Here is a 23,053-nt window from a genome sequence, read left to right as displayed (position 1 = left end):
AAAAAAACTGAATTAATTTACTTAAATGTATGTTTATATTTTTAGTAGTAGCAGTAGGGGTTATTATCTTTATGAAATTCCGTTTTTGCTTGATCGTTCAGCCCTTTTTCCGTCCTCATCCGACTTTGGAATTTTTTTCGCATTTTTTAATACAGAAAAAAACTTTCCACAATCTTTTTAATTTTATGAAACCGCACTTTTGAAACTTCGATTTTCCTCACTGTTTGCTTTTGATATTTTTAATAATATCTTCAATGGTCTCTGAGAGTTTCTGGTTCTTGCGGATTTCTTTGGCGGTACGGGCAATGGCATAATTGACCGTTGAATAATGTCGGTCGCCGAATTCTGCGCCGATTTCTTTGAGCGAAAGACCGGTGAGTTCGCGGGTAACGTACATGGCGATTTGGCGCACCAGCGAAATCTGGGCGCTCTGTTTTTCGGAGGAGATGTCTTCGGGCGGAATTTGGTAGACGCGGCTGACTTCTTCCTTGATAATATCAACCGTAATCGCAGGGCGGCTGATGTCGCTGATGATGTCGTGGCAGGTCTCGATGGTCAATGAGAGGGTCGGAACCTGCCCGTTCATAATGTATTTTGCCGAGAGTTTTGTGATCACCGCCTGAATCTGACGGATATTGACTTTAATTTTGTCGGCAATATAGTCGACCACGTCATCCGAAAGTTCCAAACTGGCCAGTTCGGCTTTTTTACGGATGATGGCCACACGGGTCTCGTAATCCGGCGCACCGATGTCGGCAAGGCCGAGTTCGAGTCGTGAGCGCAAACGGGAGTCGAGTGATAAAATGTCTTTCGGCGGCCGGTCGGAGGAGAGTACGATCTGTTTTCCGGCGCGGTGCAGATTGTCGAAGGTGGAATAAAACTCGTCCTGCACGGCGGTCTTGTTGGCGATAAATTGAATGTCGTCGACCAGCAGCACATCGCAGGAGCGGTATTTTTTGCGGAAGTCGGGCTGGGAATTGTGGGTGATGGACTCGATAAAGTCGTTAATGAAGTCCTCGCCCTGAACCGCTACGATGTTATAGGACGGAAAATTCTCTGCAATCGTATTTTTAATCGCAGTCAGCAAATGGGTTTTACCCAAACCCGATTCGCCGTAAATTAACAGCGGATTATAGGTTCTGCCCGGCGCTTTGGCCACGGCCTGTGCAGCGGCAAAGGCGAACTTATTCGAGGCAGCGACAACAAAATTTTCAAACGTATATTGTGTATCGAGGGCGCTCTTAACGCTGGCGGCTTCGGGCTCGCCCTGTTCGGAGCGCAACACGACATGGAGTTTAAAACCCATCACTTCTTCGCAGGTGGATTCAATCAGTTTGGTGTAGTTGGTCTCGATGATATTCTTTTGGAAAGTGGAGGGTACCGACAGATGAAGACGGTCTTCCTCGAGAAAGATCGGTTTGATAATTCCGATCCAGGAGTTGAAAGCGACGGTGGAAATTTTCTGTTTGATCATGTTACAGACGGCGTCCCAAACCTGCTGCAAACTCTCCACAAAATCACAACCTTTCCTAACGAAAATTATACCACAAAACCCCGTGAAAATCAAGTTTTCACGGGGTTTTTTCCACATCTGTTTATTGTTTTTTTGATCTTTTGTGTTGTTTTCAAAAATTCTGTTTTTTCTGTTTCAAATCGGTGGGCAAAACAGAATAAAGACGCAGATCGCCGGGGTTTCCGTCTGCGTTTTTAATTTTCGCCCGACCTCTCAAAACACCCTCGAAGACCATTCCGGCTTTCTCCATCACCCTGGCGGAAGCAGTGTTTTCAACATTGCAAACGGCCTCGACGCGAAAGTAACCGACCTCCGAAAGCAGATAATCAAATACCCGTTTCACCGCTTCCGTCATATAACCGTGTCCCTCGGCGCTTTTACAGGTCACATATTCAATCTCTGCCAATCGCCTGAAGTTCTCCGTGTGACTGATCCAAACATATCCGACCGTTTCCGAGGTGCTTTTCTCTTCAATCACCCAAAAGAAATAATCTCCTTCCCGATAGCGTGAAAGGATGTTTTCGACAAAAACCTCCGCTTCCCGGATATTTGCGACACAGTCCCGATCCAAATAGTAAAGGCGTTGCGCGTCACTCAAAATCTCTTTATAATAAGGAGCGGTATCGTCCTTCAAAATTTGCCGTAAGATCAATCTCTCGGTCTCAAGTCGCTTTGTTCCCGTTAAGTTCATTCGATCTCCTAAAAAAACAGAGAGCACAGTTCCTCGGGCGTAATGCCTGTGATATAATCGTCCAAACGAAGCGCCGAAATGCGTTCAAGAAGGGCTTTCCGCTCGTGCAGCGTTCCGTTGATTGCAGTGCAGAGTTCACTTGTCGGGCATTTGAGCAAAAAGTCACCGCCGATTTTCAAACTCGAAATGCGTCCGTCGTCGCAGTCGAAACCGACCGTAACTTCCCCGCAGGAAAACCGCCCTTCGTTAAAGAACTTATAGGCGGGATTTTCACCGTAGGTCCAAAGACGGGCGGAATATTTTTCGCGGCGAAGCGCCGAAATGTACCCGGGCGCCGATTTTCCGAGAACACCCGTCTCACAGCCCGATTGAATGAAAAACGATGAAAGACCCTCAAAAAATTGGTCTGTGGTCATATCGGTTTTGAGCAGAGGACGCAGATTGGTCACCCGGCTGCGAACCGAGTCAATCCCTTTTCCGGTGAATTTTTTCGGGTCGGGCGACAAAACATTCGAGAGCACCGAGAGATCGGTGTCGAACAAAAGTGTGCCGTGGTGCAGAATGCGGTTTTTACGCACGGCCTGCGCATTGCCCGAGAACTTCATGCCGTCGACAAGGATGTCGTTGCGGCCGCCGACTTCGGCCTTGACGCCGAGGGTGGCCAGATAACCGACAACGGGCTCACAGAATTTTTTCATATCCGACAAGTCGCCGTCATGATAGGGGGTGATGAACGAGAAGTTGACGTTGCCCAGGTCGTGGTAAACCGCGCCTCCGCCGGTTTGCCGCCGCACAAGACTAATATCCCGTTGCTCAAGGGCCGTAAAGTTAATCTCCTTGTAGACATTCTGGTTGCAGCCGACGACAACGGTGGGGCGGTTTTGCCACAGCAGCACAAACTCTCCTTGCATCTCGGTGAGAAAATACTCCTCAAACGCGAGGTTATAGGCGGGGTCGGTGTTTCGGTTGACAATCAGTTTCACGGTGTTGGTGCTCCTTTCAATTAATGGCATTTTCCTTAATATCACACCCAGAATATAGTATCCCTGATTTCAGCCAAAAGCGCGAATAAAGAATCTTTACTCGCGCTTTTGGGATATATACTTGTGTGGCGTCGCTTTAAACCGACGTTTTTGAGAATGCGGTTACCGCAGTAAACGCATTGCGTCCGCTTACCGAACGCTCTTGCAGAGTGCAAAATAGGAGGGGAAGAATTTTACGTAAGAGAAATTCTTCTTGAGCGGTTACCGCAGTAAACGCTTTTAGACCCCTTTCTTTGCCCTGCGGATTTCCTCACCCGTAGTCAGGTTGGTCTTCGGGGTATAGCCAGCGATCGGCATAATCTTTTCGTGAATCGCATCGATGATCCAATCGGCCTGCGGGAAGAAGTCCGCGTCGAATTCGAACGGCGGGGTAATCCAATTGCGTGCGCCTACGACGACCGGCGGCGCATCGAGGTAATCGAACGCCATCTCGCTGATGTTGCGTGCCAGGTCGTTGAGGAAACTGCCGCGTGCGCAGGCATCGGACGAGAGTACGAGCTTGCCGGTCTTCTTGACCGATTCCAGCACCGGCTCGTAGTCGAACGGTACGATCGAACGCGCGTCGATGACTTCCGCCGAGATGCCGTATTTCTCTTCAAGTTCTTTCGCGGCATCCATCACGCGGTATAATGTCGCGCCGATGGACAAAATCGTGATGTCGGAACCGGCCTTTTTGATATCCGGTTTTCCGAGTTCGATTTCATAACTCTCCTTGGGAACGCCGCCGGCGTGGAACTTTTCGGGCATGTCATAGATGCGCTGGCTCTCGAAGAAGACAACCGGATCGGTGCCGTTCAGCGCAGCGGCCATCAGGCCTTTTGCGTCGTACGGGGTCGCCGGGAACACGACTTTGAGGCCGGGGATGTGCGCGGCCAGCGCCACCCAGTCCTGGGAGTGCTGTGCGCCGTATTTGCTGCCGATGGACACGCGCAGCACGACCGGCATCTTCAAAATGCCCGCGCTCATCGCCTGCCATTTGGCCAGTTGGTTGAAAATTTCGTCTCCGGCGCGGCCCATAAAGTCGGCGTACATCAATTCGACGATTACGCGGCCGCCGGACAGGGCATAACCCACCGCCGAGCCGACGATTGCGGCTTCGGAGATCGGGGAGTTGAATAAGCGGTGATAGGGCAGGGCCTCGGTCAGACCGCGGTAGACGGCAAACGCACCGCCCCAGTCGCGGACGTCCTCACCGTAGGAAATCAGGGTCGGGTCTTCGTAATACTTGTCCAAAATCGCCTCGAACAGACCGTCGCGCAGACCGAACTGTTTGGTCTTGGAGACCGGCTGGCCGTTGGCGTCGAGGTAGAAACGCTCTTTGGTCGCCAGCGACTTAACGCGCGGGTTTTCCTCTTTGGGCAGCAGCACGTCGGGTTTGCGGGTGGTGTCCATCGACGGGACGTGCAGGTTCGAGAACATCAGTTTTTCGATGGTGTCAGGTTGATTTGCCATGTCGATATACGGGCTGACGGCGGGATCGGCGGCGAGCTTGCAGATTTTCATCGTGCGCTCTTTGATGTCGGCCCAGATCTCGTCGAACGCGCTGTCGGGCGCGACGCCGGCGTCAACCAGGTCTTTGCGCCAGGTCACGCAGGGGTCTTCGGCGACCCAGCAGTCGAGTTCTTCTTTGGTGCGGTAGGAGCCGCTGTCGGACGGCGAATGGCCGCTGGTGCGGTAGGTGATCACGTCGAGCATAACCGGACCCTTGCCCTCGTGTAAAAGCTTCAGTTTGCGCTTCATCGCGTCGATCACGGCCAGCGGATTGTAGCCGTCCACACGCTCGGAATAGAGCTGTGTCGGGGAAACCCCTGCGCCGACTCTTGCGACGAAGTCATACGCCATTGTCTCGCCGCGGGTCTGACCGCCCATGCCGTAGCCGTTGTCGAAGATGTTAAACAGAATCGGCAGGCCGCCTTTTTTCTCCCAGAGTTGGGTGAACTGATCCATCGCCGCAAAGTTCAGCGATTCGAGCACCGGACCGCAGCCGAGTGATCCGTCGCCGATGTTGGCAACGACGATGCCTTTTTTATCGTTGCATTTTTTATAAAGAGCCGAACCGAGTGCGATGGGGCCCGAGCCGCCGACAATGGCGTTGTTCGGGTAGATGCCGAACGGCAGGAAGAACGCGTGCATCGAGCCGCCGAGACCGTGATGGAAGCCGTTTTGGCGGGCAAAAATCTCAGCCAGTGCGCCGTAGATCAAAAAGTCGGTGGCCAGTTCCTTGACGGATTTGGTCTTCTGATGACCCTGAATCGCTTTCAGCGTCTTGCCGCCGAGGAAGTTTTCCATAATCTCCATCAGCTCGTCGTCGGAGAGTTGGTGAATCGACGAAAGGCCTTTAGCCAAAATCTCAGAGTGGGAGCGGTGGGAACCGAAGGCGTAGTCGTCCGTGGTCAGCAGATAGGCCTGTCCGACAGCGGCGGCTTCCTGTCCGAGCGACAGATGCGCCGGACCGGGGTAGGACTGCTTGAAGCCGTTGTATTCGCCCTGCGTTTTAATCGAAAACAGCATGCTCTCGAATTCGCGCAGGGTGCAGATGTCGGTATAAATCTGCATCAGCTTTTTGTCCGAGAAGTTCTTGCGTTCCTCGGAAACGGTTTTCTTATAGGCGTTCACCGGGATATCGGTAAAGGTGATCTTTCCGGGCTTGCGGATGAATTTGGGGTCGATGAATTCGCATTTCGGCATGGGGTGTTATCCTTCTTTCTTATGGTTGCGGTAAGGGTATATCGTATTATACCATTTTCTTTTAAAATCGTCAAAAATAAACAGTAGGGGCGATTCGTAATCGCCCGTATGAAAAGCGTTCTACGAAAAGGCAGCGGAATAAAGCGAAATAATTAGAACCGTATCCTTTCTGTCTTCTAACTTCTCACTTCTGTGGTCTTAAAGCTCAAACAGGACTTCACGCACGATCTCGCTGACCGTGGGGTGCGGAAAAACCAGCTCCTTAAGGGTTTCGATTTTCATACCCGACTCGATCATCTGAGCCGCGCCGTAGATAATTTCGGAGCAGTAGCTGCCGATCATATGCACACCGAGCAGTTTATTGGTTTTGGCGTCGGCGATGATTTTGCAAATACCGTCTCCGCCGCCTTCGGCCAGATACCGGCCGCTGTAGATCATCGGCAGTTTGGCGGTTTTGACCGTAAAGCCCTTTTGCTTTGCACTCTCTTCGGTCTCGCCGACACAGCCGACCTCGGGATTGGTGTAAATGACCGACGCAATCGCGCCGTAACGCATGGTGTCTTTTTTGCCGAGAATGTGGTTGACGGCGACTTCAGCCTCACGGTAAGCCGTGTGCGCCAGCATCAGTTTTCCGTTGATATCGCCGACCGCATACACATCCGGGACGTTGGTCAGCAGATGGTCGTCGGTCTTGACCGCGCCGCGTTCCATATAAACGCCGATGGCTTCAAGCCCCAAACCGGCGCTCGAAGGCCGTCTGCCGATCGACATCAGCGCATAATCGCAGGCAAGCGTTTGGGCTTTACCCTCTGGGTCGGTATAAGAGACGCTGCCTTTTTCAAAACCTGTAACCTTGCAGCCCAGTTTAAAGTCCACGCCCTTTTTGGCGTAGTTTTTCTGTAAAATCGTCGAGATTTCGTCGTCGGTCGGACCCGCGATCTTGTTGAGCATCTCAATCACGGTGACTTTGGAGCCGACCGAGCAGAAATAACTCGCCATCTCAAGCCCGATGACCCCTCCGCCGATAATGGCCAGCGCCTTCGGTATTTCGCGCAGTGCCAAAATCTCACGGTTGGTCATCACGTACCCGGCGGCAAGACCCTCTTTTGCACCCGGAATCGGCGGCACAACGGCCTCCGAACCCGCCGCGATAATCAGCTTTTTACCGGTATAGGATTTCCCGTCCGCTTCAACTTCAAACCCGTCGGCGGTTTTGCCTTTGATGACGGCAGCCGCATTTACCACGGTGACGTGATTTTTCTTCATGGTTGCGCCGACGCCGGAAACAAGCGTCTTGACAACGCCGTCTTTGCGGTCAATCACGGTGTTTTGGTCAATCGTTGCGCCTTTTACGGTCACACCGTAGGCCGACGCGTGGTTTGCGTAGTCGAAGACCTTCGCCGAATACAATAACGCTTTCGACGGGATGCAGCCCTCGTTCAGGCACACGCCGCCCAAGGAGCGTTTTTCAAACAGCGCCACTTTTAAACCGGCATGTCCGGCCCGTTCAGCGGCCAAATAGCCGCCCGGACCTCCGCCGATGACAATCAGATCAAATAAATCCATTTAAAAACCTTCTTCAATAAATTCCCCTCTGCATGGCGTCGCTATGCTGCTCTGTGGACGGCTTTGACGCCTTAGGGGTTGGCCGCGAAGCGGACAGGGTGGTTCATCGTAGGGGCGACCCCATGTGGTCGCCCGCTATGTCATCCTGAGCGCAGCGCGGGACGCGCGTAGTCGAAGGATCTCGGTACCACTGAGCCTCCGAAAAACGCTTACATCGCCAGCAGCGCGTTGAAATTCTCCAAATTCCTGCACAGTTCCTGCATAAATCTCGATGCCGGCGCGCCGTCGACCGCTCTGTGGTCGTAGGTCAGCGAAAGCCCCATCGCCTGATAATAGACCGGTTGGCCGTTGACCAGTTTTACCTTGGTCTGGAGGTTGCAGACGCCGATGATGCAGGTCTGCGGCGGGTTGATGATCGGGGTGAACATCTCCACGCCTAACGAACCGAGGTTGGAGACGGTGAAGGTGCCGCCCGAGAGTTTGTCCGGGCTGATGCTGCCGCCCTGCGCCTCTTTGGCCAGTGCTTTGGACTGCTTTGCAATATCGGCAAGCGACAGGGTGTCGGCGTTAAAAATCGTCGGCACCAGCAGACCGCGTTCGGTGTCGACCGCCATGCCGAGATTGACGTGTTTGAACAGGCGAATCGAGTCACCCATCATGTGTGCGTTGCAGTAGGGATGGTTTTTGACCGTGCGCGAAACCGCATACATCACGATGTCGTTCAGGGTGATATTCGGCAGGCCCAGTGTTTCGGCCGAGGCCTTGAGCTTGGCGCGCAGCGCCATGATCTCGGTCGCGTCGAAGCTGAAATGGTGGGTCAGCTGTGCCATCGAAGACAGCGAGTTGACCATGGCCTTGGCAATCGAACGGCGTACGCCGGAGAGCTTGACGTCTTCAAATTCCGCAGCAGGAGCAGATGCAGCAGGAGTCGGCGCAGCAGCCGGTGCAGTTGTCGCAGTTTCTTTCGCAAACGTATTGACCGAAGCCAGATCACGCTCGATAATTCTGCCTTCCGGACCCGACGGGGTCACGGTTCCGAGATCAATGCCCAACCGTTCCGCAGCCGCTTTTGCGCGCGGAGAGACCTTGAGTTCGCCGCCTGCCGCAGCAACGGTCTGAACCGGTTCGGGTTTCACGTCGGACACCTGAACCGTCGCCGTCTCGGGAGTCGAGGTAGCAACAACAGTTGCCGTTGCTGCGGTTTCCCCCTCTTTTTGGGGCGCCAAAGCCGCAAAATCCTCACCGGGTTTGCCGATCGCACAGACATTGGTCAAAACGGCGACTTCATCTCCGTCCGCAAAAAACTGCGCAAGCATCGTGCCGGATTCGGTGGATTCGCACTCGAACGATGCCTTGTCGGTCTCGTACGCAAACAGCACGTCACCGACCTTAACCTCGTCGCCGACTTTCTTTTTCCACTCGGTGAGAATGCACGATTCCACCGTAATGCCCTGCTTGGGCATCAAAATTCCGATTGCCATGTAATAACCTCTTTTCAATATTCTCACAATGTAGGGGCGGATAATATCCGCCCGAATAAATCGATACTACCGCAACGGGCGGATGATATCCGCCCCTACAGAGAAACGCAACGCAGTTCTCCCGAAGAATTTCCCTTACGTGAAAGTCTTCCCCAGCCAATTTAAATCTCAGGCGCCTCCGCCAACAACACCTTTTCGGCTTCGGCGCACCACAGTCCGTTGTTTTTTGCCACGATGTCGGCGAGTTTCTTGCTCAGCGGATCGGTTTTGCCCAACTCGGGCAGATCGGCAATCGCGGTCAGCGGGTAGCTGATGTGGGTGTAGATCAGTTTCTTGCCGCCCTTGATTTCGGGCAGGTGCAGTGTGGTTTCGGGCGCCGCATTCAGACCGCCGAAATGAGTGATCATAGCCGACGGATTCAACAGACCTTTTTCCATCATCGCAAGAGCTTCACGCATGTCGTCGGTGTTGCCGCCGCTGTTGCCTGCGACGTGGGTATAAAGATAATGGACATTGTAGAAATTGAACTGCGCGCGGAACTCGGGATTGGTCGGGCCCGCGAAAAAGTTCAGGCAGCCATCGTGTCCGAGGATTTTATCGGCCTGTTCGACGACCGAGGCCACCGGCGCGTAGACGTATACGTCGTTATATCCGGTGCCGCCGGAGAGCTCGCGCAGAGCAGCGACCGGGTCCTCAACTTTTCCGGTATTCAGGTAAATCAGCTTTACACCGTTTTTCGCGGCTTCTTCTTCGCTGTACAAAGATTTTGCACGCGCAAGGCGGGCGTCGTCGATGTCGGTGACGACCAAAAGAGACGGTTTGCGGTCGCAGTGCAGGGCATAGTCGATCGCGCCGAGGCCCATCGGGCCGACGCCGGCGAGCAGCGCCATCTTGCCGTTCTTTATAATGCCCATTTTATGCTCGTACACACCGTTCTGCGTATGATAGTTGACATGGAAACCGCCGACGATGCAGCTGACAGGCTCGGCAAGCGAGCCGAAAAAGAACGCCTCACCGCCGTAAGAAAGCAGGCAGTCCTGCTCCATCACGCTGGCGGGAATGACGACGTAGGTCGCGTCGCCGCCGATATATTGAAACGAATAACCGGGTGCCAGATAGGGATTTTCCGGCAGATTCAGCGCGGGCTGAAGGACAAATTTCTGTCCGGCTTTGAATTTTCCGGCCCATTTCTTGCCGATCTCGACCAACTCGCCGCAGAATTCATGCCCGATGATGATCGGATTCTTGTCGACGTCGTTGGGGACGCGCTTGTGGTCGGCGCCCTGCATAGCCGCCTTATAAGACGACATGCAGACGCTGTCGGAGACGATTTTGGCTAAAATCTCGTCTTCCTTGATCGGCGGAAGCTCGAATTCTTCGACCCGCAGATCGTTTTTGCCGTAAAGGCGCATGGCTTTGGTTTTCATGGTAATTTACGCTCCTTATAATGGTGATGTAGGGAACGGTCTTGACCGTTCCGTCGCGGGATTTTTTGACTTAGAAGATTGATTAAAGAAACGGTTGATTTTTTTATGCGGAACGGTCAAGACCGTTCCCTACACATAGCCGCAAACGCTTTTACACGTTCCGCCATCTTCGGGTATTTTTCCGCCGTCTGCGGAGAGGTGAACGAGTCGGCCGGATTTTTGGCGGCGGCGCGTTCATGTCCGATCAGCGCCCAGGTCGCCTCGTAAAGATGTGCGTATTCGGGTTTTGAGAGCGCGGGGCAGATAAAGCTTTGACGCGGGGAGTTGATGTCCTCGCCGCTGATCTGGAAGAAGTTGTGCTTATCGCATAACGCCATCACGCGCGAAAGCTGTTCGGAGGTGTTGCGCGACGGCATATAGGTGATCGCGTCAAACCCCGTGTATTTCAGATAGTCGAATAAATCGTCGAGATAATCGTCCTCGTATTTGGCGGTCTGTTTGTCGCCCGTAACCGAGCTGCCGACGTCGCCGAGATAGGCGTAGGCCGAAATCGCACCGATGGAGCGGACAAATTCGATAAACTTGCGCGGTTCGGGCAGTTCGGCTTTGGCCGGAATATAAAAATCTTTGACCAGATACGCCTTTAAAAGTCCGAGCAGGTCGTATTCATAAAAGGGGTTATCGACGTCGGAAAGCTGCGCTTTCACCTTGTCGCTGCACTGCACACCCAGTTTGTCCGATAAAAACGGAACCACGTCGCCGCGTTTGCCGAATCGCTCGACAAGCGCCATGGAGACCGCGAACAGCAGATGGCGCTCGGTGATGCTGCCGCCCTCTTTGAATCTGGAAAGCGGCGCGACGTCTTTATCGAAATCGATGAAGATGTCGGCGGGCGCAAGCAGTTCGTTCAGCCGTACGACCATAGCCTGATTGCGAATGTTGCGTGCGGCGCGGATCGGACCCAAAAACGCCTCGGCCTGAGCGGTACGGTTTTTCGGAATGCCGTGGCAGGCGACGTAGGCGACGCCGTTTTGGTCGGGGTTGTTGACGCGGCGGTCTCCGAACGGGGAGTCCGCCAGATTGACACGCACCTCAAAGCCGCTCGTAACCGGCATTTTGCACAGGTCACCGGCGACATAAAACTCGTCAATACCGCTGACCGAGTCGTGATCCATAATGCCCGCGGTCTGAAGTCCGGCTGCCCGGGCGTACCAAATCGCCCCGGTCGGGTAGTAGGGCGAAAAGCTGAATTTGGTGTGGATGTGGTTGTTGACAAAGTGTCCCGTCTCCGGCGCTTTCATCGCACCGGACCGTTCCAGTTCGAGAAGCGTCGCCAGCGCGGTCAGGCGCACGACCCGTTTCTCATCGGAAAGTTGTTTGAGTTGAAGCATTTTATTACCTTTCTGATTTCATTCGGAAAATACATGAACGAATAAAAAACCATAACGAATCTTCGGTTTGATATATCCCTAAGGGCAAACCTACCCTTTCTCTCGAAAACCGATAAACAGTGGGTTTTGTATCGGTGCTCAAATCACAAACCCGGATGACATATTCTGAATTCTCCTCTGAAAATGCGATTAATTTATCGCCGAAAAGATCAATGACCGGTTCGTAATCCTCCTCAAATTTTTTTGAGAACCAATTTAAATCGGAAATTTCTCCGGTTACCGCATCATAGACATACGGCCCATATGAAGTATACCACTCATAGGCGTCTGCGGCAAGTATAACCTTATTATTTCCTACTGCAATTGGCCAAATATCAGCCGCGTTTTCGTGAGAAAAGACGGTGTTGGTTCTTGTCGCTATATCATAAATACCGCAATTTATCCACCATTCGTAACCATAGCTCATATAAATAAAAGCGGAGTCGTTCACGCGATAATAAAAATAATAAGTGCAGATATCCGAAGAAGCGTTCTCTGTATAGGGGGTACCATCGAACAAAATAACAGTTTTTCCGTTTTGTTCAAGCAAAAGATCACCATCATCATTTTCTCGAATTGCTGCAGTTTCAGAGAGACGGTATAAGTCCTTTTCACTGTCCGGCGTAGGTGGTAGCTGCGAAACTCCGGTTTCAGTAGCATGGAAATAGATATTTCCTTGTTCATTCTTGCGTTTAATAATGATACCCTCATCATCCATTGAATTAATTCTGTCATCGTAAAAAGAAAAATGGTATTCATAAAGAAACCGAAAATCAGGCAAAGAAAAGGTTTGTAAAATCAAATCCGTTTTGCCGGTGAGCCAGTAACAGGGTTCCATACCAAAAAAGTAAATGGTATCCTTTACGATAAATTTATCTGTAATATGGAGATTCGTAAAATCGGCAGAATAAATAATTTCTATATTTTCTGGTAAGGTTTCCGGTATTACAGGTCTTTTAAGCTCTAAGCATTCATATCCTGAAATTTTCTTTAAAAACTCTGCCAAATCCCTGGCATTGTCAATTTGCCGCGTTTGACTGGTGACAAAGCCCAAAAGTGATTGCTTATAGAAATCAATTTTTTTCATTACAACCTGTAAATAAAAACTATAACCCCCGCTTTCATCCGGTGACAGCTCTTTAAGAGCTGTTTTGGTATGAAACTCAATATAGTAGACGAAGAGTGTAAATTCGGCGTCACAATTATTATAATCATATGGACTATATGATTCCAAAGCTTTATATTCACAGCTGATATTGTACGGAGAATAATTCTTATAATTATCTTTAATAAACATTAATGACCATTCATTTGAGGCATATGCGGCATCATGATTTATTATCATCTCGTTTTCCTTAAGATATTTTCTCGTATAAACGATATTGATAATATTTGCATCCTCAAATCGATCCAGCGGGACATATTCAACCGAAGAGGTTGATTCGCTCGATATCATCGAACTTCCCTCCGAAACCGCCGATTCAACCTCGTTGCTTTGCGCCTGTCCCGCACACCCGAATAACCCGGCAAACAACGCGAGCGCCAAAACCAGCGAAACAACCTTTTTTCTTTTAATCATATTAATTCGTTACCTCTCTATCGGAATTCGCAGGAGATAATCCGCCGGGAAATCATAGACCGAATTAAACCAAATATAATTCTCAGTGGTATATAACCCGCTGTTGTAGTGGGAATAATTCAATGCATATTCTTGGCTAGAGAAAATACCGAATTGCACGATCTGTGTTTTTAAAGAAAGATTGTAAAAACAAAGGGTTGAAACAGGATCATTCTTTATAAAAATCACAAGAGTATTTCCGAGAACATAGAAAAGCGGGTTTATCATGGTCTCATCGGGCTGGATATTCAGCAAAGCCAAATCAATCAGTTCCCCGGATAACTCATCGTATAAATAGGGTCCGTATGACTCATATTCGGGACCACACCAGGTATCTGCAACTAAAATCGCTTTACCGTCGTTATAGGCCTCGATGTCCAACAACGGGGCATTTTCGTGTGTGAAAACCGTCTTTTCACCGGTTTCTATGTCATAGATACCGCATTCAACGAGCCACTCATAGCCCATTAATTCGTAAATAAACCGCGTATCGCTGATTCGGTGTATAAATCTGTAACCCTCGCTGTCAACGCTATCTTCATCAATACCTTCAAGAAGAAGTTTTTGTTTACCGTTTTGTTCAAGATAGAGACAATTCTTTTCCTCAACGATAAAAGCGGAATCAGACAGCCTATATCTTGCAATCGGTTTCGGTATTTCCGAAACACCGGTCTTTTCAGGGATAAAATATTTATAATTCTCATTGCCAAGTTTTTGCTCTAAAACGAGCGTTCCGTTGATTTTATAAAACTCCGCATGACCGCCGGCCGGGTAGGTGCCAGAAGGATAAGAAAAGGTCTTTTGGTAAAGCAGCTGAAGATCATCAGCATTGAATACCATCAACACTTTTTCATTTTGAACTTCGGGATCCACTGCTAAAACCGCCAATAAATCGCCGGGGAAGAACGTAAAATCATCAACCTTCAACCCGCCGGTTAACGAGTGTAAATTCACAACCGAAAGTCCGGTAGCTTCGTCCACAATGGTTTCGGTAAAGTCATAGCCCAGAGAATCCAATTTAACAAATTTCATCGGTTCGGGAACAATAAAGTCGGTGTCTTTATAACGAGGTACATCTTTTATAAAATCGTACAATTCCAGCGGCTCGATGATCTGTCGTTCTTGATTGGTCACAAATCCGATCAGCGTAAAAGGCCCTTTATAGTAAATTTCGCTCGTTTTTATCACCATTTGAAAACTGATCTCATAGCTGCCGTCGTCATATTCCAACCCCACCGGTTCAATATCGGATTTAAATTCGGTGACACAATTCAAAGTTGTAAAATATTCTTTTTCGCCGGTTATTGTATCAAGTGTAAAAAATTGCTCTGAAAAAGTGGTAGCCCAACGTGACGAAAAAGAATTGTAGTTCCCAATGATAAACAAATCGATCCAATCTAAAATCGTCGAACTATAACCATAAGACGAAGTCACGGGATTTTCAGAAAGAGACATCCTTGTGTATACGGTGTTTATAATCGACCCTTCTCCAAACCAACCGCTTTCCTGCCCGGACGATTTCGGAGGATACTGCAATTCCCGATATGCGGGTATCATGCTCAGAAAATCCACTGCATCCGAGGGGGTTTTTATTTGATCTGTCCGGCTGGTGACATACCCTAAAAGTTTTGTACAGTCATCACTTTGTTCCATAACGAGCTGAATCTCAAAGCTGTAATAACCCTTTTCGTCTAAGGGCAGTCCTTCATAAGGAATTAAGGTCTTAAACCGAACCGAATAAGTTTCGGTTATAAATCGGTGTAATTCCCGACCGTTGAGAAATGAAAATTTGAGCACGGGATTATCCTTATTGAAAGCAGATGTTGCGGTGATAGAATAAGGGGAATAGGCCTGAAAATTGCTGCTGACAAATTTTATCGTCCAATACTCGGATTCGGCGGATTTTGCGGAAACCACAGTTTGCGCAAGTTTTTCCCGCGTGCATTCGGTATTGATAATATTTTCGTCCTCAAATCGATCCAGCGGGACATATTCAACCGAAGAGGTTGATTCGCCGGATGTAATTTCACTTGAAACCGCCGATTCAATCTCACCACTCTGAATTTGCTCCGCACATCCGAATAACCCGGCAAACAAAGCGAGCGCCAAAACCACCGAAGCAATCTTTTTGAAATTCGACATATAATACGTCACCTCTCAATCGGAAAACGGAAAAGATAATAATTCGAATATTCCGAAGAAAACCAAAAATAATTCTCGGTTGCACAAAAAGAATATGCTTCCAAGTAATTGTTTTGGGTTTGTATAAACGGAATATTCAGAATCTCTGTTTGAGTGGTCAAATCAAAAATGCGAAACGAATCCAGAGGATAATCCTCAATTACAACCGCAAGCAGATTTCCGGAAAGGGCAAAGGATGAATAATAGCCATCGGAATAAGTTCCATCGAGCCAATGCAAGTCGGTTAATTCCCCTGTGGACTCATCATACAAATAAGGCCCAATTGAGAGAAAATAGCTCCAGTCATCGGGAATCAATATTGCTTTTCCGTCTGTATAAGCTTTTATATATAAGCGAGGGGCGTCTTTATGCGTAAAAACAGTGGCCTCTCCGGTTGCGATGTCAAAAACTCCACATTCATTGAACCATTCATAACCGTTGTTTTTATAGATGAACCGCGTGTTATTAATCCGGCAATAATAAAAATAACAATTCCATGTCGTATCATCGTCGTCATCTTCGGGATAAATGCCTTCAAGGAGGATTTCCCTTTTACCGTTTTGTTCTAAAACAAGATTGTTTTTCTCTTCGATAATATAAGCATTATATGACAACCGATATCTGGTAAACCGATCCTGTGCAAATTCCGATAGGCCTGACTGCGTAATCGTATAATAATGATCGGCACCATCGATTTCAAGCCGTAAAATTGTTTCTTGGTTGATTTTTTGTATCGATAAATAATTCGGATTAGAGTCTTCAATCGCTATTTCGTATAAAAACTCCATTTCCTCTGCGGCGAAAACCATGATTTTCTTTTGCTCATTTGCATCGGAAACCAAAACCGCTAAAACGTTGTCGGGGAAATAATGCAAATCGCGAATTTTCAAATCTCCGACAAATGCGGATAAATTAATCACCGAAAGGCCGGATTCGCCGATGGACTTTTCAATAAAATCCGTACCGAGAGTATTTAGATCAATCGGATCCGGCGAGTCAAGAAAAGAAAATACTGTTGACTCATAGCCCGGAACTCCCGATATAAAATCGACAAGCTCAGAAGAATTTTCAACACTTTTATCTTGGTTGGTCACAAACCCGATTAATGAATATTGATCGCTATCGTTTTTCATCACAACTTGTAAATGAAAATGAGGGTTTGGCCAAGATAAACCCGATTCTCTCAAATCCAATTTTGTGTTAAAATTGATAGTATAATAAATAATTGCAAAGCATTTTTTATCTCCAGATACGGTGTATAAAATATAAATTTCATCCCAATAGAATCTGTATTTGATTGTGATATCGTACGGTTCAAAATCCTTATAATTTTCTTCAACAAACAAAGCGGCCCATTTCTTCGATGCTTCCATACCGCCCTCCGTTGAAGTCAAAGGATTATTTGCAAGAGCTTCTCTGGTAAACACGGTATTGATAATTCGACTGTCCTCGAATCCGTCTTCGGAGATATATGACTCCGAAACGGATTCGCTTGTTTCCGAGAGCGGTTCGCTTGAGGAAACCGCACTCAAAACAGATGAGTTCGTTGAGCTTACCGCCGAACTCTCATCCGAAACCGCCGATTCAATCTCACTGCTCTGAATTTGTTCCGCACACCCGGACAGCCCGGCAAACAACGCGAGCGCCAAAACCAGCGAAACAATCCGTTTCCCCTTAACCATAGCAATGGTTCCCTTTCAATCACCGATTTCCCGTTTTCCGACAAATGTAAACCTAATATTCCCATCATAACACAAAAAACCGCACCGACGCAAGACCTGCCTTGAAGTTTCAGGCGAGGTTCGCGACGGTGCGGACAAATTTTTTGGGATATCGGTGATAAGAGATCGAAGGTTGGAACAGCTTCCAACGCCTAATGTCTTACCATGAGCTTTTAATGCAGCATTTCCTGACCGCCGGTGACGGGAACGGCCTGACCGGTCTCGTATTCCTGTTCCATGATGTAGAGGATGGCGCGCACGACGTCTTTCACCAGACAGCCGCGTCCGAGCGGTACCTTAGATTCGTAGGACTTTTTCACGTCTTCCACGGTCTTCGCGCCGGGCACTTTCCCCGCCGCCAGATACTGCACGAATAACCCCTTAACGGGATCGGTCCAAAGCGGCCCGTCGAGGAAGTTGCCGGGGCAGATGGCGTTGACCTTGATGCGTTCGGGGGCAAGTTCGAGCGCGAAGCTCTGCACCAGTCCGAGACCGCCGAACTTGGAACCCGCGTAAGCAAAGTTTTTATTCGAGCCGGTGAGTCCGGATTTGGAGTTAATTTGTATAATATCTGCCATTTTATACGATGCGTATTTATTTGTGGCTTTCATGACCTTGGAAGCGTACTTGGAACACAGGAAAAACGCCGTGTAGTTGATTTTGGTGCTGAGCTCAAAGTTGGCCAGCGTCATCTCGTCGAGCGAACCCGCCCGCACGATGCCCGCGTTAGAAACCAGCGCATCGAGACCGCCGTATTCGCACACGGTCTTGTAAATCATCTCACGCACGCTGTCCTCGTCGCCGACGTTGGCCGAGATGCCGATGGCGGTACCCGCGCCGTAATTTTGGCAGAGTTCTTCCGCGACTTCGCAGGCACCCTCGTAGTTGAGGTCGGCCACCGCGATCACCGCGCCTTCTTTGGCCAAATCCTCGGCGATACCCTTGCCGAATCCCTGCGCGCTGCCGGTCACGAGCACGATTTTATTCTGTGCGCGTTTTTGCTGCGCTCCGGAAAACGCCACGCTCTTGCGGTAACGCTCGACTTCCCAGCCGCTGATGGCGAGAATCAGTTCCTCGGGCAGGGGTTTTCCGCCGCCGAAATTCTCGGCGAACACCGCGACCTTGATGGCGTCTTTGAAGACCGCCGCCGCAATGTCGGCCTCTTTTTTGGTCGGACCGATCGCGTAATATCCAAGTCCCTCAACGCCCACGATTTTCGGCATACCGTTTGTGCGCTTCTGATAATCGCCGATGGCTTTAGAAAGGGAATCGGCATCGGGCGCGCAGAAAACGGTTTCACCCTTGCAATAGACCATGTGGTCGGGTGAAAAGGAGGTATAAATTTTCGAAAATTCAGCTTTGTTTTGTACAAACTTTGCGATTTCGAAATCGGTGCAGAAGACCGCGAAACCGTCTCCGCCCGTGATTCCGCGGATCGCCGCGCCCAACATGGCGGCCGTCTCGAGATCAAACGAAATTTTCGAGAAATCCGGCTTTTTCACAATCGCGGTACGCAGCACGGAGAGGAAGTCGGAAAATTTGCGGTCGAGTTCGTCTTCGCTTTCACCGCCGAGGAAAATCCCGTGGTTTTCAAGCAGGATGTAATCAGGGTTTTTACCGTTTTTCTCGGCAAACGCCTTGATTTCCCCGGCAATCTCGGTTGCGAGAATATAGCCGGGCATGATCGGACGCACCCAGATACCCCGGTCGCCGAAGAGCTTTTCAAAAATCGCGCTGCCGTTTTTGCCGCAGGTCATGCCGTTGATTTCGGCGGGATGCAGATGCAGCACATATTTGGACGGAATCGCGTCGTGCAGCAGCGTCTCAACGCTGGGACGTTTGGTCTCGCCGGGAACACGGGCTGCCATCATGTCGGCCAGCACCGCGGCTTCACGCTCGTCACGACCGGTCGGGTATTTCTTTTCAAAAATTGCCGCCAGCGCCTTGCGGTCGAGCTTGACGAAACCCTCGGGCTTAATCGTGGCGAGTGAAGTGCCCGACCCCTTGATATAGAGGAAGTCGGCATCTTTAAACGACGTGTTGCCGCCGCCGGCCAGCACATATTCGGGATTTGCCCCGTATTTGTTTGAAATCTTTGCAATGGTCTCAAGTGACATGATATTCGACCTTTCTTATGTGTGAAAATTCATGGAAACCGTGGGGCGAACTGCGTTCGCCCGCGTATTATTCGGGAATCATCCCAGGTATACAACCGATGAATCCTGTGATATGGCACTTATCTCTTCGCCAACACGTCGGCCTCGTATTTTTTGACTTCTTCCAACCACGCGCCGCGCACCGGCACATTCTTGGTCAGGCAATAGTAATCCCAGACGGCACCGAGCGGATAGGATTTGTATTCCTCGGTCAGCGCCAGCCGCGCGGTGTTGTCTCCGGCGAGTTCGGCGGCTTTCAAATCGGCGACCGGTTCGAGCAGTGCGTTGAGCAGCATCTTCTTGGTGTTGCGCGCGCCGACAATCCAGGCGGCAAGCCGGTTGATGGAGGCGTCGAAATAATCGGTTGCGATATAAGTGCGGGAGAGCGCGTTGCAGCGCACGATTTCGCTCATCAGCGCGCGCAGTTCGTCGTCCATGATGACCACGTGGTCGGAGTCCCAGCGGATGGGGCGCGAGACGTGCAGCAGCACTTCGGGCAGGAAGCAAAGCAGGGAAGACAGCTTCTGCGCGACCGATTCGGTCGGATGGAAGTGTCCGGTGTCGAGCGTGACCATCGTGTTTTTGCGCGAGAGCGCATAGCCCATATAAAACTCGTGCGACCCGGGGACATAGGCCTCGCTGCCGATGCCGAAGAGTTTCGACTCGACCGAGTCCTTGGTGTAGGCCGGATTCAAATGTTCGCGGAAAATGCGGTCATAGGAGTCGATCAACCGTTCGCGCGGAGAAAGTTTGTCGATGGGGTTGTCCTTGCTGCCGTCGGGAATCCAGTGGTTTACAATACAGAGTTTGCCGGTTTTCCGCCCGAAATATTCACCTACGCGGCGGCTGCGGATGGCATGTTCAATCCAGAAATTGCGGATGCTGTCGTCCGCCGAGGCCAGCGTGTAACCGCTGTCTGCGTTGGGGTGGGAAAAAAACGTCGAGTTGAAGTCGAGACCGACCTTGTTGGCGACAGCCCAGTCGGCCCAGCCGGAAAAGTTCTCCGGCTCAATGGCGTCGCGGTCGGGTTTTTCTTTGGAGGTGATGTAGTTGGCGTGGACATTGACCTTTTTGGGGCCGGGGATCATCGAGATGGTCTTTTCGAGGTCGGCGAAGAGCTGTTCGGAGTTGCGCGCTTTTCCGGGGTAGTTGCCGGTGGCCATAATGCCGCCGGTCAGCGCGGTATCCTCGTGTTCGAAACCGGATACGTCGTCGCCCTGCCAGCAGTGCAGGGACAGGTCAACGGTATCGATTTTGGCGATGGCGGCGTCGGTATCGACGCCGATGGCGGCGTAAGCATCCTTCGCCAGTTTGTATGCGCCGTAAATTTTGGCTTCCGCGGTGCCGTCCTTGACGAAAACAGCGATCTCATTTGCCGCATCGCGCAGTTTCTTTTCCAGTTCGTCAGTATTCATTGTCATTCTCCTTAATTTCTTGATTATTTGATTAAAAATTCATGTTCATGAAGCGAACAACCCCGAATCTGACCTTTCGGCGCGTCGTCTACAATGTAGTAGATAATGATAATTTCGCCGTCGGGGAACTGTACCCAACCCGAGTAACCGATATCGGAGACGGCGCTGCGGTCATAATCGATCGGCATGATACGGGTGGAGCATTGATTACGTTCCTCGGCCAGTGCGGATTCCTTGTTGGTCAGACCCGCGAAGAAGTTTTGAGTCCAGAAACCGACCCAGCCCTTACCACCCTGCATAAAGCGGTGGGTGATCAGAATGTTTCCGCTGTTTAAAACGCCGCTGACGGGACGGTGGCAGCCGGGCAGCGGGAAGCAGCTGACCTTGCCCCAGGTTTTGCCGCCGTCATGGGAGACGGTTTTCTGGCAATCGTAACCGAGGCCGGAATTTTCGCGCATAAAAGCGACAAGGTCATCGCCCAGCGGCAAAATCGAAACTTCACACAGGTTCAGACCGTCGACCGAACCCAATGTAATACGGTCGCCCCAGGTCTTGCAGCCGTCTTCGCTGATCCACAAAAACTGGCGCAGATAACCGTCAACTTTGCGGTGTGCGGAAAGCAGCACGGTTCCTTTGTATTCAAGCAGTTTATCCGGTACGATGCCTTTGCAGCCGGTGTTGTGGGGCTTGGTCCATTTTTTGCCGTCTTTGGAGAACATAATATAGTTATCCGCCATGTCTTTCGCTTCGCCGCCGAAGACCCGATCCGCGATGACAGCCAGTTCGCCGTTGACGATCGAAATACGGGCGCAGTTGAAATAACCGTCTTCAATGGCATGATCGCCTTCGCCCATCAAAACTTCCGGTTCGCTCCAGCTCTGACCGCGGTCAACGCTGGTGGTCAGCATGATGCGCGAATCAAGGCGATCACCATGGTGTGTGGTACGGGTAAAAACGCAGTAGAGCGTCTGTCCGAAGAGGGTGACATCGGGGAACGCCTGATAGAAATTGTCGTTACGGGCAACAGTGAATTTTTTCATGGTGAATGACTTCCTTTCGCAGCTGTTATTTTAATCCTTAATCGTTCGGTTATTGGATCAAAAATTCGTGTTCAAAGAGCGAGCAGCCCCGGATCTGACCTTTCGGCGCGTCGTCCACGAGGTAGTAAATGATGACGATTTCGCCGTCGGGGAACTGTACCCAGCCCGAGTAACCGATGTCGGCAACCGCGCTGCGGTCATAGTCGATCGGCATAATGCGGGTGGCGCATTGATTGCGTTCCTCGGCCAGCGCGGATTCTTTGTTGGTCAGGCCCGCGAAGAAGTTTTGAGTCCAGAAACCGACCCAACCCTTGCCGCCCTGCATAAAGCGGTGGGTAATCAAAATATTTCCGCTGTTCAAAACGCCGCTGACGGGGCGGTGGCAGCCGGGCAGCGGGAAGCAGCTGACCTTACCCCAGGTCTTGCCGCCGTCATGGGAGACAGCTTTCTGACAGTCATAGCCGAGGCCGGAGTTTTCGCGCATAAAGGCGACGAGATCGTCGCCCAACGGCAGAATCGAGACCTCACAAAGATTCAGCCCGTCAACCCAGCCCAACGTAATGCGGTCACCCCAGGTTTTACAGCCGTCTTTGCTGATCCACAAAAACTGGCGCGAATACCCGTCGATTTTGCGCTGAGCGGAAAGCAGAACGGTTCCTTTGTATTCGAGCAGTTTATCCGGCACGATGCCTTGACAGCCGGTGTTATGGGGTTTGGTCCATTTTTTGCCGTCTTTGGAGAACAGGATATAATTTTCCGCTTTATCTTCGGATTCGCGGCCATAGATCCGGTCGGAAATGACCGCCAGTTCGCCGTTGACGATCGAGATACGGGCGCAGTTAAAAAATCCATCTTTGATTTCATGATCGCCTTCACCGAGCAACACTTCCGGTTCGCTCCAGCTCTGACCGCGGTCAACGCTCGTGGTCAGCATGATGCGGGAATCGGTGCGGTCGCCGTGGTGGGTTGTACGGGTAAAGACGCAGTAAAGCGTGTTGCCGAAAAGGGTGACGTCCGGGAACGCCTGATAGAAGTTGTCATTACGGGCGACGGTGAATTTTTTCATGAAGAATGTCTTCCTTT

The 23,053-nt window shown here is 50.5% G+C and carries 16 protein-coding genes; 1 reads left to right on the top strand and 15 read right to left on the bottom strand.

Translation table 11 applies throughout. From position 1 onward, the window contains the following. Nucleotides 1-217: 217 nt before the first annotated feature. The 11 genes from dnaA to PK629_04715 form a co-directional block, all read right to left on the bottom strand. A complete protein-coding gene (gene dnaA / locus PK629_04765; GenBank protein HOP10782.1) occupies nucleotides 218-1,513 on the bottom strand; it encodes a chromosomal replication initiator protein DnaA in 1,296 nt (431 codons plus the stop codon). Nucleotides 1,514-1,625: 112 nt separating this feature from the next. Further along, nucleotides 1,626-2,204 carry a GNAT family N-acetyltransferase gene (locus PK629_04760; GenBank protein HOP10781.1) on the bottom strand — a complete coding sequence of 193 codons (579 nt, stop codon included), beginning with the start codon at nucleotides 2,202-2,204 and terminating at the stop codon, nucleotides 1,626-1,628. 8 nt (nucleotides 2,205-2,212) lie between these two features. After that, nucleotides 2,213-3,187 carry a lipoate--protein ligase gene (locus tag PK629_04755; GenBank protein HOP10780.1) on the bottom strand — a complete coding sequence of 325 codons (975 nt, stop codon included), beginning with the start codon at nucleotides 3,185-3,187 and terminating at the stop codon, nucleotides 2,213-2,215. Nucleotides 3,188-3,466: 279 nt separating this feature from the next. After that, nucleotides 3,467-5,935, bottom strand: coding sequence for a thiamine pyrophosphate-dependent enzyme (locus tag PK629_04750; protein ID HOP10779.1), 2,469 nt, complete (start codon nucleotides 5,933-5,935; stop codon nucleotides 3,467-3,469). 198 nt (nucleotides 5,936-6,133) lie between these two features. Beyond that, on the bottom strand, nucleotides 6,134-7,501 hold the full coding sequence (gene lpdA / locus PK629_04745; protein HOP10778.1) for a dihydrolipoyl dehydrogenase: 1,368 nt from the start codon (nucleotides 7,499-7,501) through the stop codon (nucleotides 6,134-6,136). A gap of 209 nt (nucleotides 7,502-7,710) precedes the next feature. Further along, on the bottom strand, nucleotides 7,711-8,982 hold the full coding sequence (locus PK629_04740) for a dihydrolipoamide acetyltransferase family protein (GenBank protein ID HOP10777.1): 1,272 nt from the start codon (nucleotides 8,980-8,982) through the stop codon (nucleotides 7,711-7,713). 161 nt (nucleotides 8,983-9,143) lie between these two features. Beyond that, on the bottom strand, nucleotides 9,144-10,409 hold the full coding sequence (locus tag PK629_04735) for a zinc-binding dehydrogenase (GenBank protein HOP10776.1): 1,266 nt from the start codon (nucleotides 10,407-10,409) through the stop codon (nucleotides 9,144-9,146). A gap of 116 nt (nucleotides 10,410-10,525) precedes the next feature. Next, complete coding sequence (locus PK629_04730; GenBank protein ID HOP10775.1) at nucleotides 10,526-11,800, bottom strand: PHP domain-containing protein; 1,275 nt, start codon at nucleotides 11,798-11,800, stop codon at nucleotides 10,526-10,528. 4 nt (nucleotides 11,801-11,804) lie between these two features. Next, nucleotides 11,805-13,418 (bottom strand): hypothetical protein, encoded by a 1,614-nt coding sequence (locus PK629_04725; GenBank protein HOP10774.1) that lies wholly within the window; start codon nucleotides 13,416-13,418, stop codon nucleotides 11,805-11,807. Nucleotides 13,419-13,427: 9 nt separating this feature from the next. After that, entirely contained in the window at nucleotides 13,428-15,599 is a 2,172-nt protein-coding gene (locus PK629_04720) for a hypothetical protein (protein HOP10773.1), read from the bottom strand. Between the two features lie 8 nt (nucleotides 15,600-15,607). Beyond that, nucleotides 15,608-17,011: a hypothetical protein gene (locus PK629_04715; protein ID HOP10772.1), complete on the bottom strand. Its 1,404-nt coding sequence runs from the start codon at nucleotides 17,009-17,011 to the stop codon at nucleotides 15,608-15,610. Between the two features lie 58 nt (nucleotides 17,012-17,069). On the opposite strand from PK629_04715, the gene PK629_04710 reads away from it, so the two are divergent. Further along, entirely contained in the window at nucleotides 17,070-17,240 is a 171-nt protein-coding gene (locus tag PK629_04710) for a hypothetical protein (GenBank protein HOP10771.1), read from the top strand. A gap of 292 nt (nucleotides 17,241-17,532) precedes the next feature. Here the strand turns inward: PK629_04710 and PK629_04705 are convergent, their stop codons facing one another. The 4 genes from PK629_04705 to PK629_04690 form a co-directional block, all read right to left on the bottom strand. Then, nucleotides 17,533-19,476, bottom strand: a complete 1,944-nt coding sequence (locus tag PK629_04705; GenBank protein ID HOP10770.1) for an SDR family NAD(P)-dependent oxidoreductase — start codon at nucleotides 19,474-19,476, stop codon at nucleotides 17,533-17,535. 119 nt (nucleotides 19,477-19,595) lie between these two features. Beyond that, nucleotides 19,596-20,930, bottom strand: coding sequence for an L-rhamnose isomerase (locus PK629_04700; GenBank protein ID HOP10769.1), 1,335 nt, complete (start codon nucleotides 20,928-20,930; stop codon nucleotides 19,596-19,598). 23 nt (nucleotides 20,931-20,953) lie between these two features. Next, complete coding sequence (locus PK629_04695) at nucleotides 20,954-21,970, bottom strand: sialidase family protein (GenBank protein ID HOP10768.1); 1,017 nt, start codon at nucleotides 21,968-21,970, stop codon at nucleotides 20,954-20,956. 49 nt (nucleotides 21,971-22,019) lie between these two features. Then, complete coding sequence (locus PK629_04690; protein HOP10767.1) at nucleotides 22,020-23,036, bottom strand: sialidase family protein; 1,017 nt, start codon at nucleotides 23,034-23,036, stop codon at nucleotides 22,020-22,022. Nucleotides 23,037-23,053: the final 17 nt, after the last annotated feature.

The organism is Oscillospiraceae bacterium, from assembly GCA_035380125.1.
In the GTDB taxonomy this organism is placed as follows: Bacteria; Bacillota; Clostridia; order Oscillospirales; family JAKOTC01; genus DAOPZJ01.
Note: the sequence above shows the minus strand (reverse complement) of the source record. Positions and strands in the feature narration are given on the sequence as shown.

What these genes read in the sequence shown, in the direction of transcription:
- PK629_04760 (HOP10781.1), bottom strand. Translation starts at nt 2,204, where the DNA reads ATGAACTTAACGGGAACAAAGCGACTTGAGACCGAGAGATTGATCTTA.
- PK629_04750 (HOP10779.1), bottom strand. Translation starts at nt 5,935, where the DNA reads ATGCCGAAATGCGAATTCATCGACCCCAAATTCATCCGCAAGCCCGGA.
- lpdA (HOP10778.1), bottom strand. Translation starts at nt 7,501, where the DNA reads ATGGATTTATTTGATCTGATTGTCATCGGCGGAGGTCCGGGCGGCTAT.
- PK629_04740 (HOP10777.1), bottom strand. Translation starts at nt 8,982, where the DNA reads ATGGCAATCGGAATTTTGATGCCCAAGCAGGGCATTACGGTGGAATCG.
- PK629_04735 (HOP10776.1), bottom strand. Translation starts at nt 10,409, where the DNA reads ATGAAAACCAAAGCCATGCGCCTTTACGGCAAAAACGATCTGCGGGTC.
- PK629_04730 (HOP10775.1), bottom strand. Translation starts at nt 11,800, where the DNA reads ATGCTTCAACTCAAACAACTTTCCGATGAGAAACGGGTCGTGCGCCTG.
- PK629_04725 (HOP10774.1), bottom strand. Translation starts at nt 13,418, where the DNA reads ATGATTAAAAGAAAAAAGGTTGTTTCGCTGGTTTTGGCGCTCGCGTTG.
- PK629_04720 (HOP10773.1), bottom strand. Translation starts at nt 15,599, where the DNA reads ATGTCGAATTTCAAAAAGATTGCTTCGGTGGTTTTGGCGCTCGCTTTG.
- PK629_04715 (HOP10772.1), bottom strand. Translation starts at nt 17,011, where the DNA reads ATGGAAGCATCGAAGAAATGGGCCGCTTTGTTTGTTGAAGAAAATTAT.
- PK629_04705 (HOP10770.1), bottom strand. Translation starts at nt 19,476, where the DNA reads ATGTCACTTGAGACCATTGCAAAGATTTCAAACAAATACGGGGCAAAT.
- PK629_04700 (HOP10769.1), bottom strand. Translation starts at nt 20,930, where the DNA reads ATGAATACTGACGAACTGGAAAAGAAACTGCGCGATGCGGCAAATGAG.
- PK629_04695 (HOP10768.1), bottom strand. Translation starts at nt 21,970, where the DNA reads ATGAAAAAATTCACTGTTGCCCGTAACGACAATTTCTATCAGGCGTTC.
- PK629_04690 (HOP10767.1), bottom strand. Translation starts at nt 23,036, where the DNA reads ATGAAAAAATTCACCGTCGCCCGTAATGACAACTTCTATCAGGCGTTC.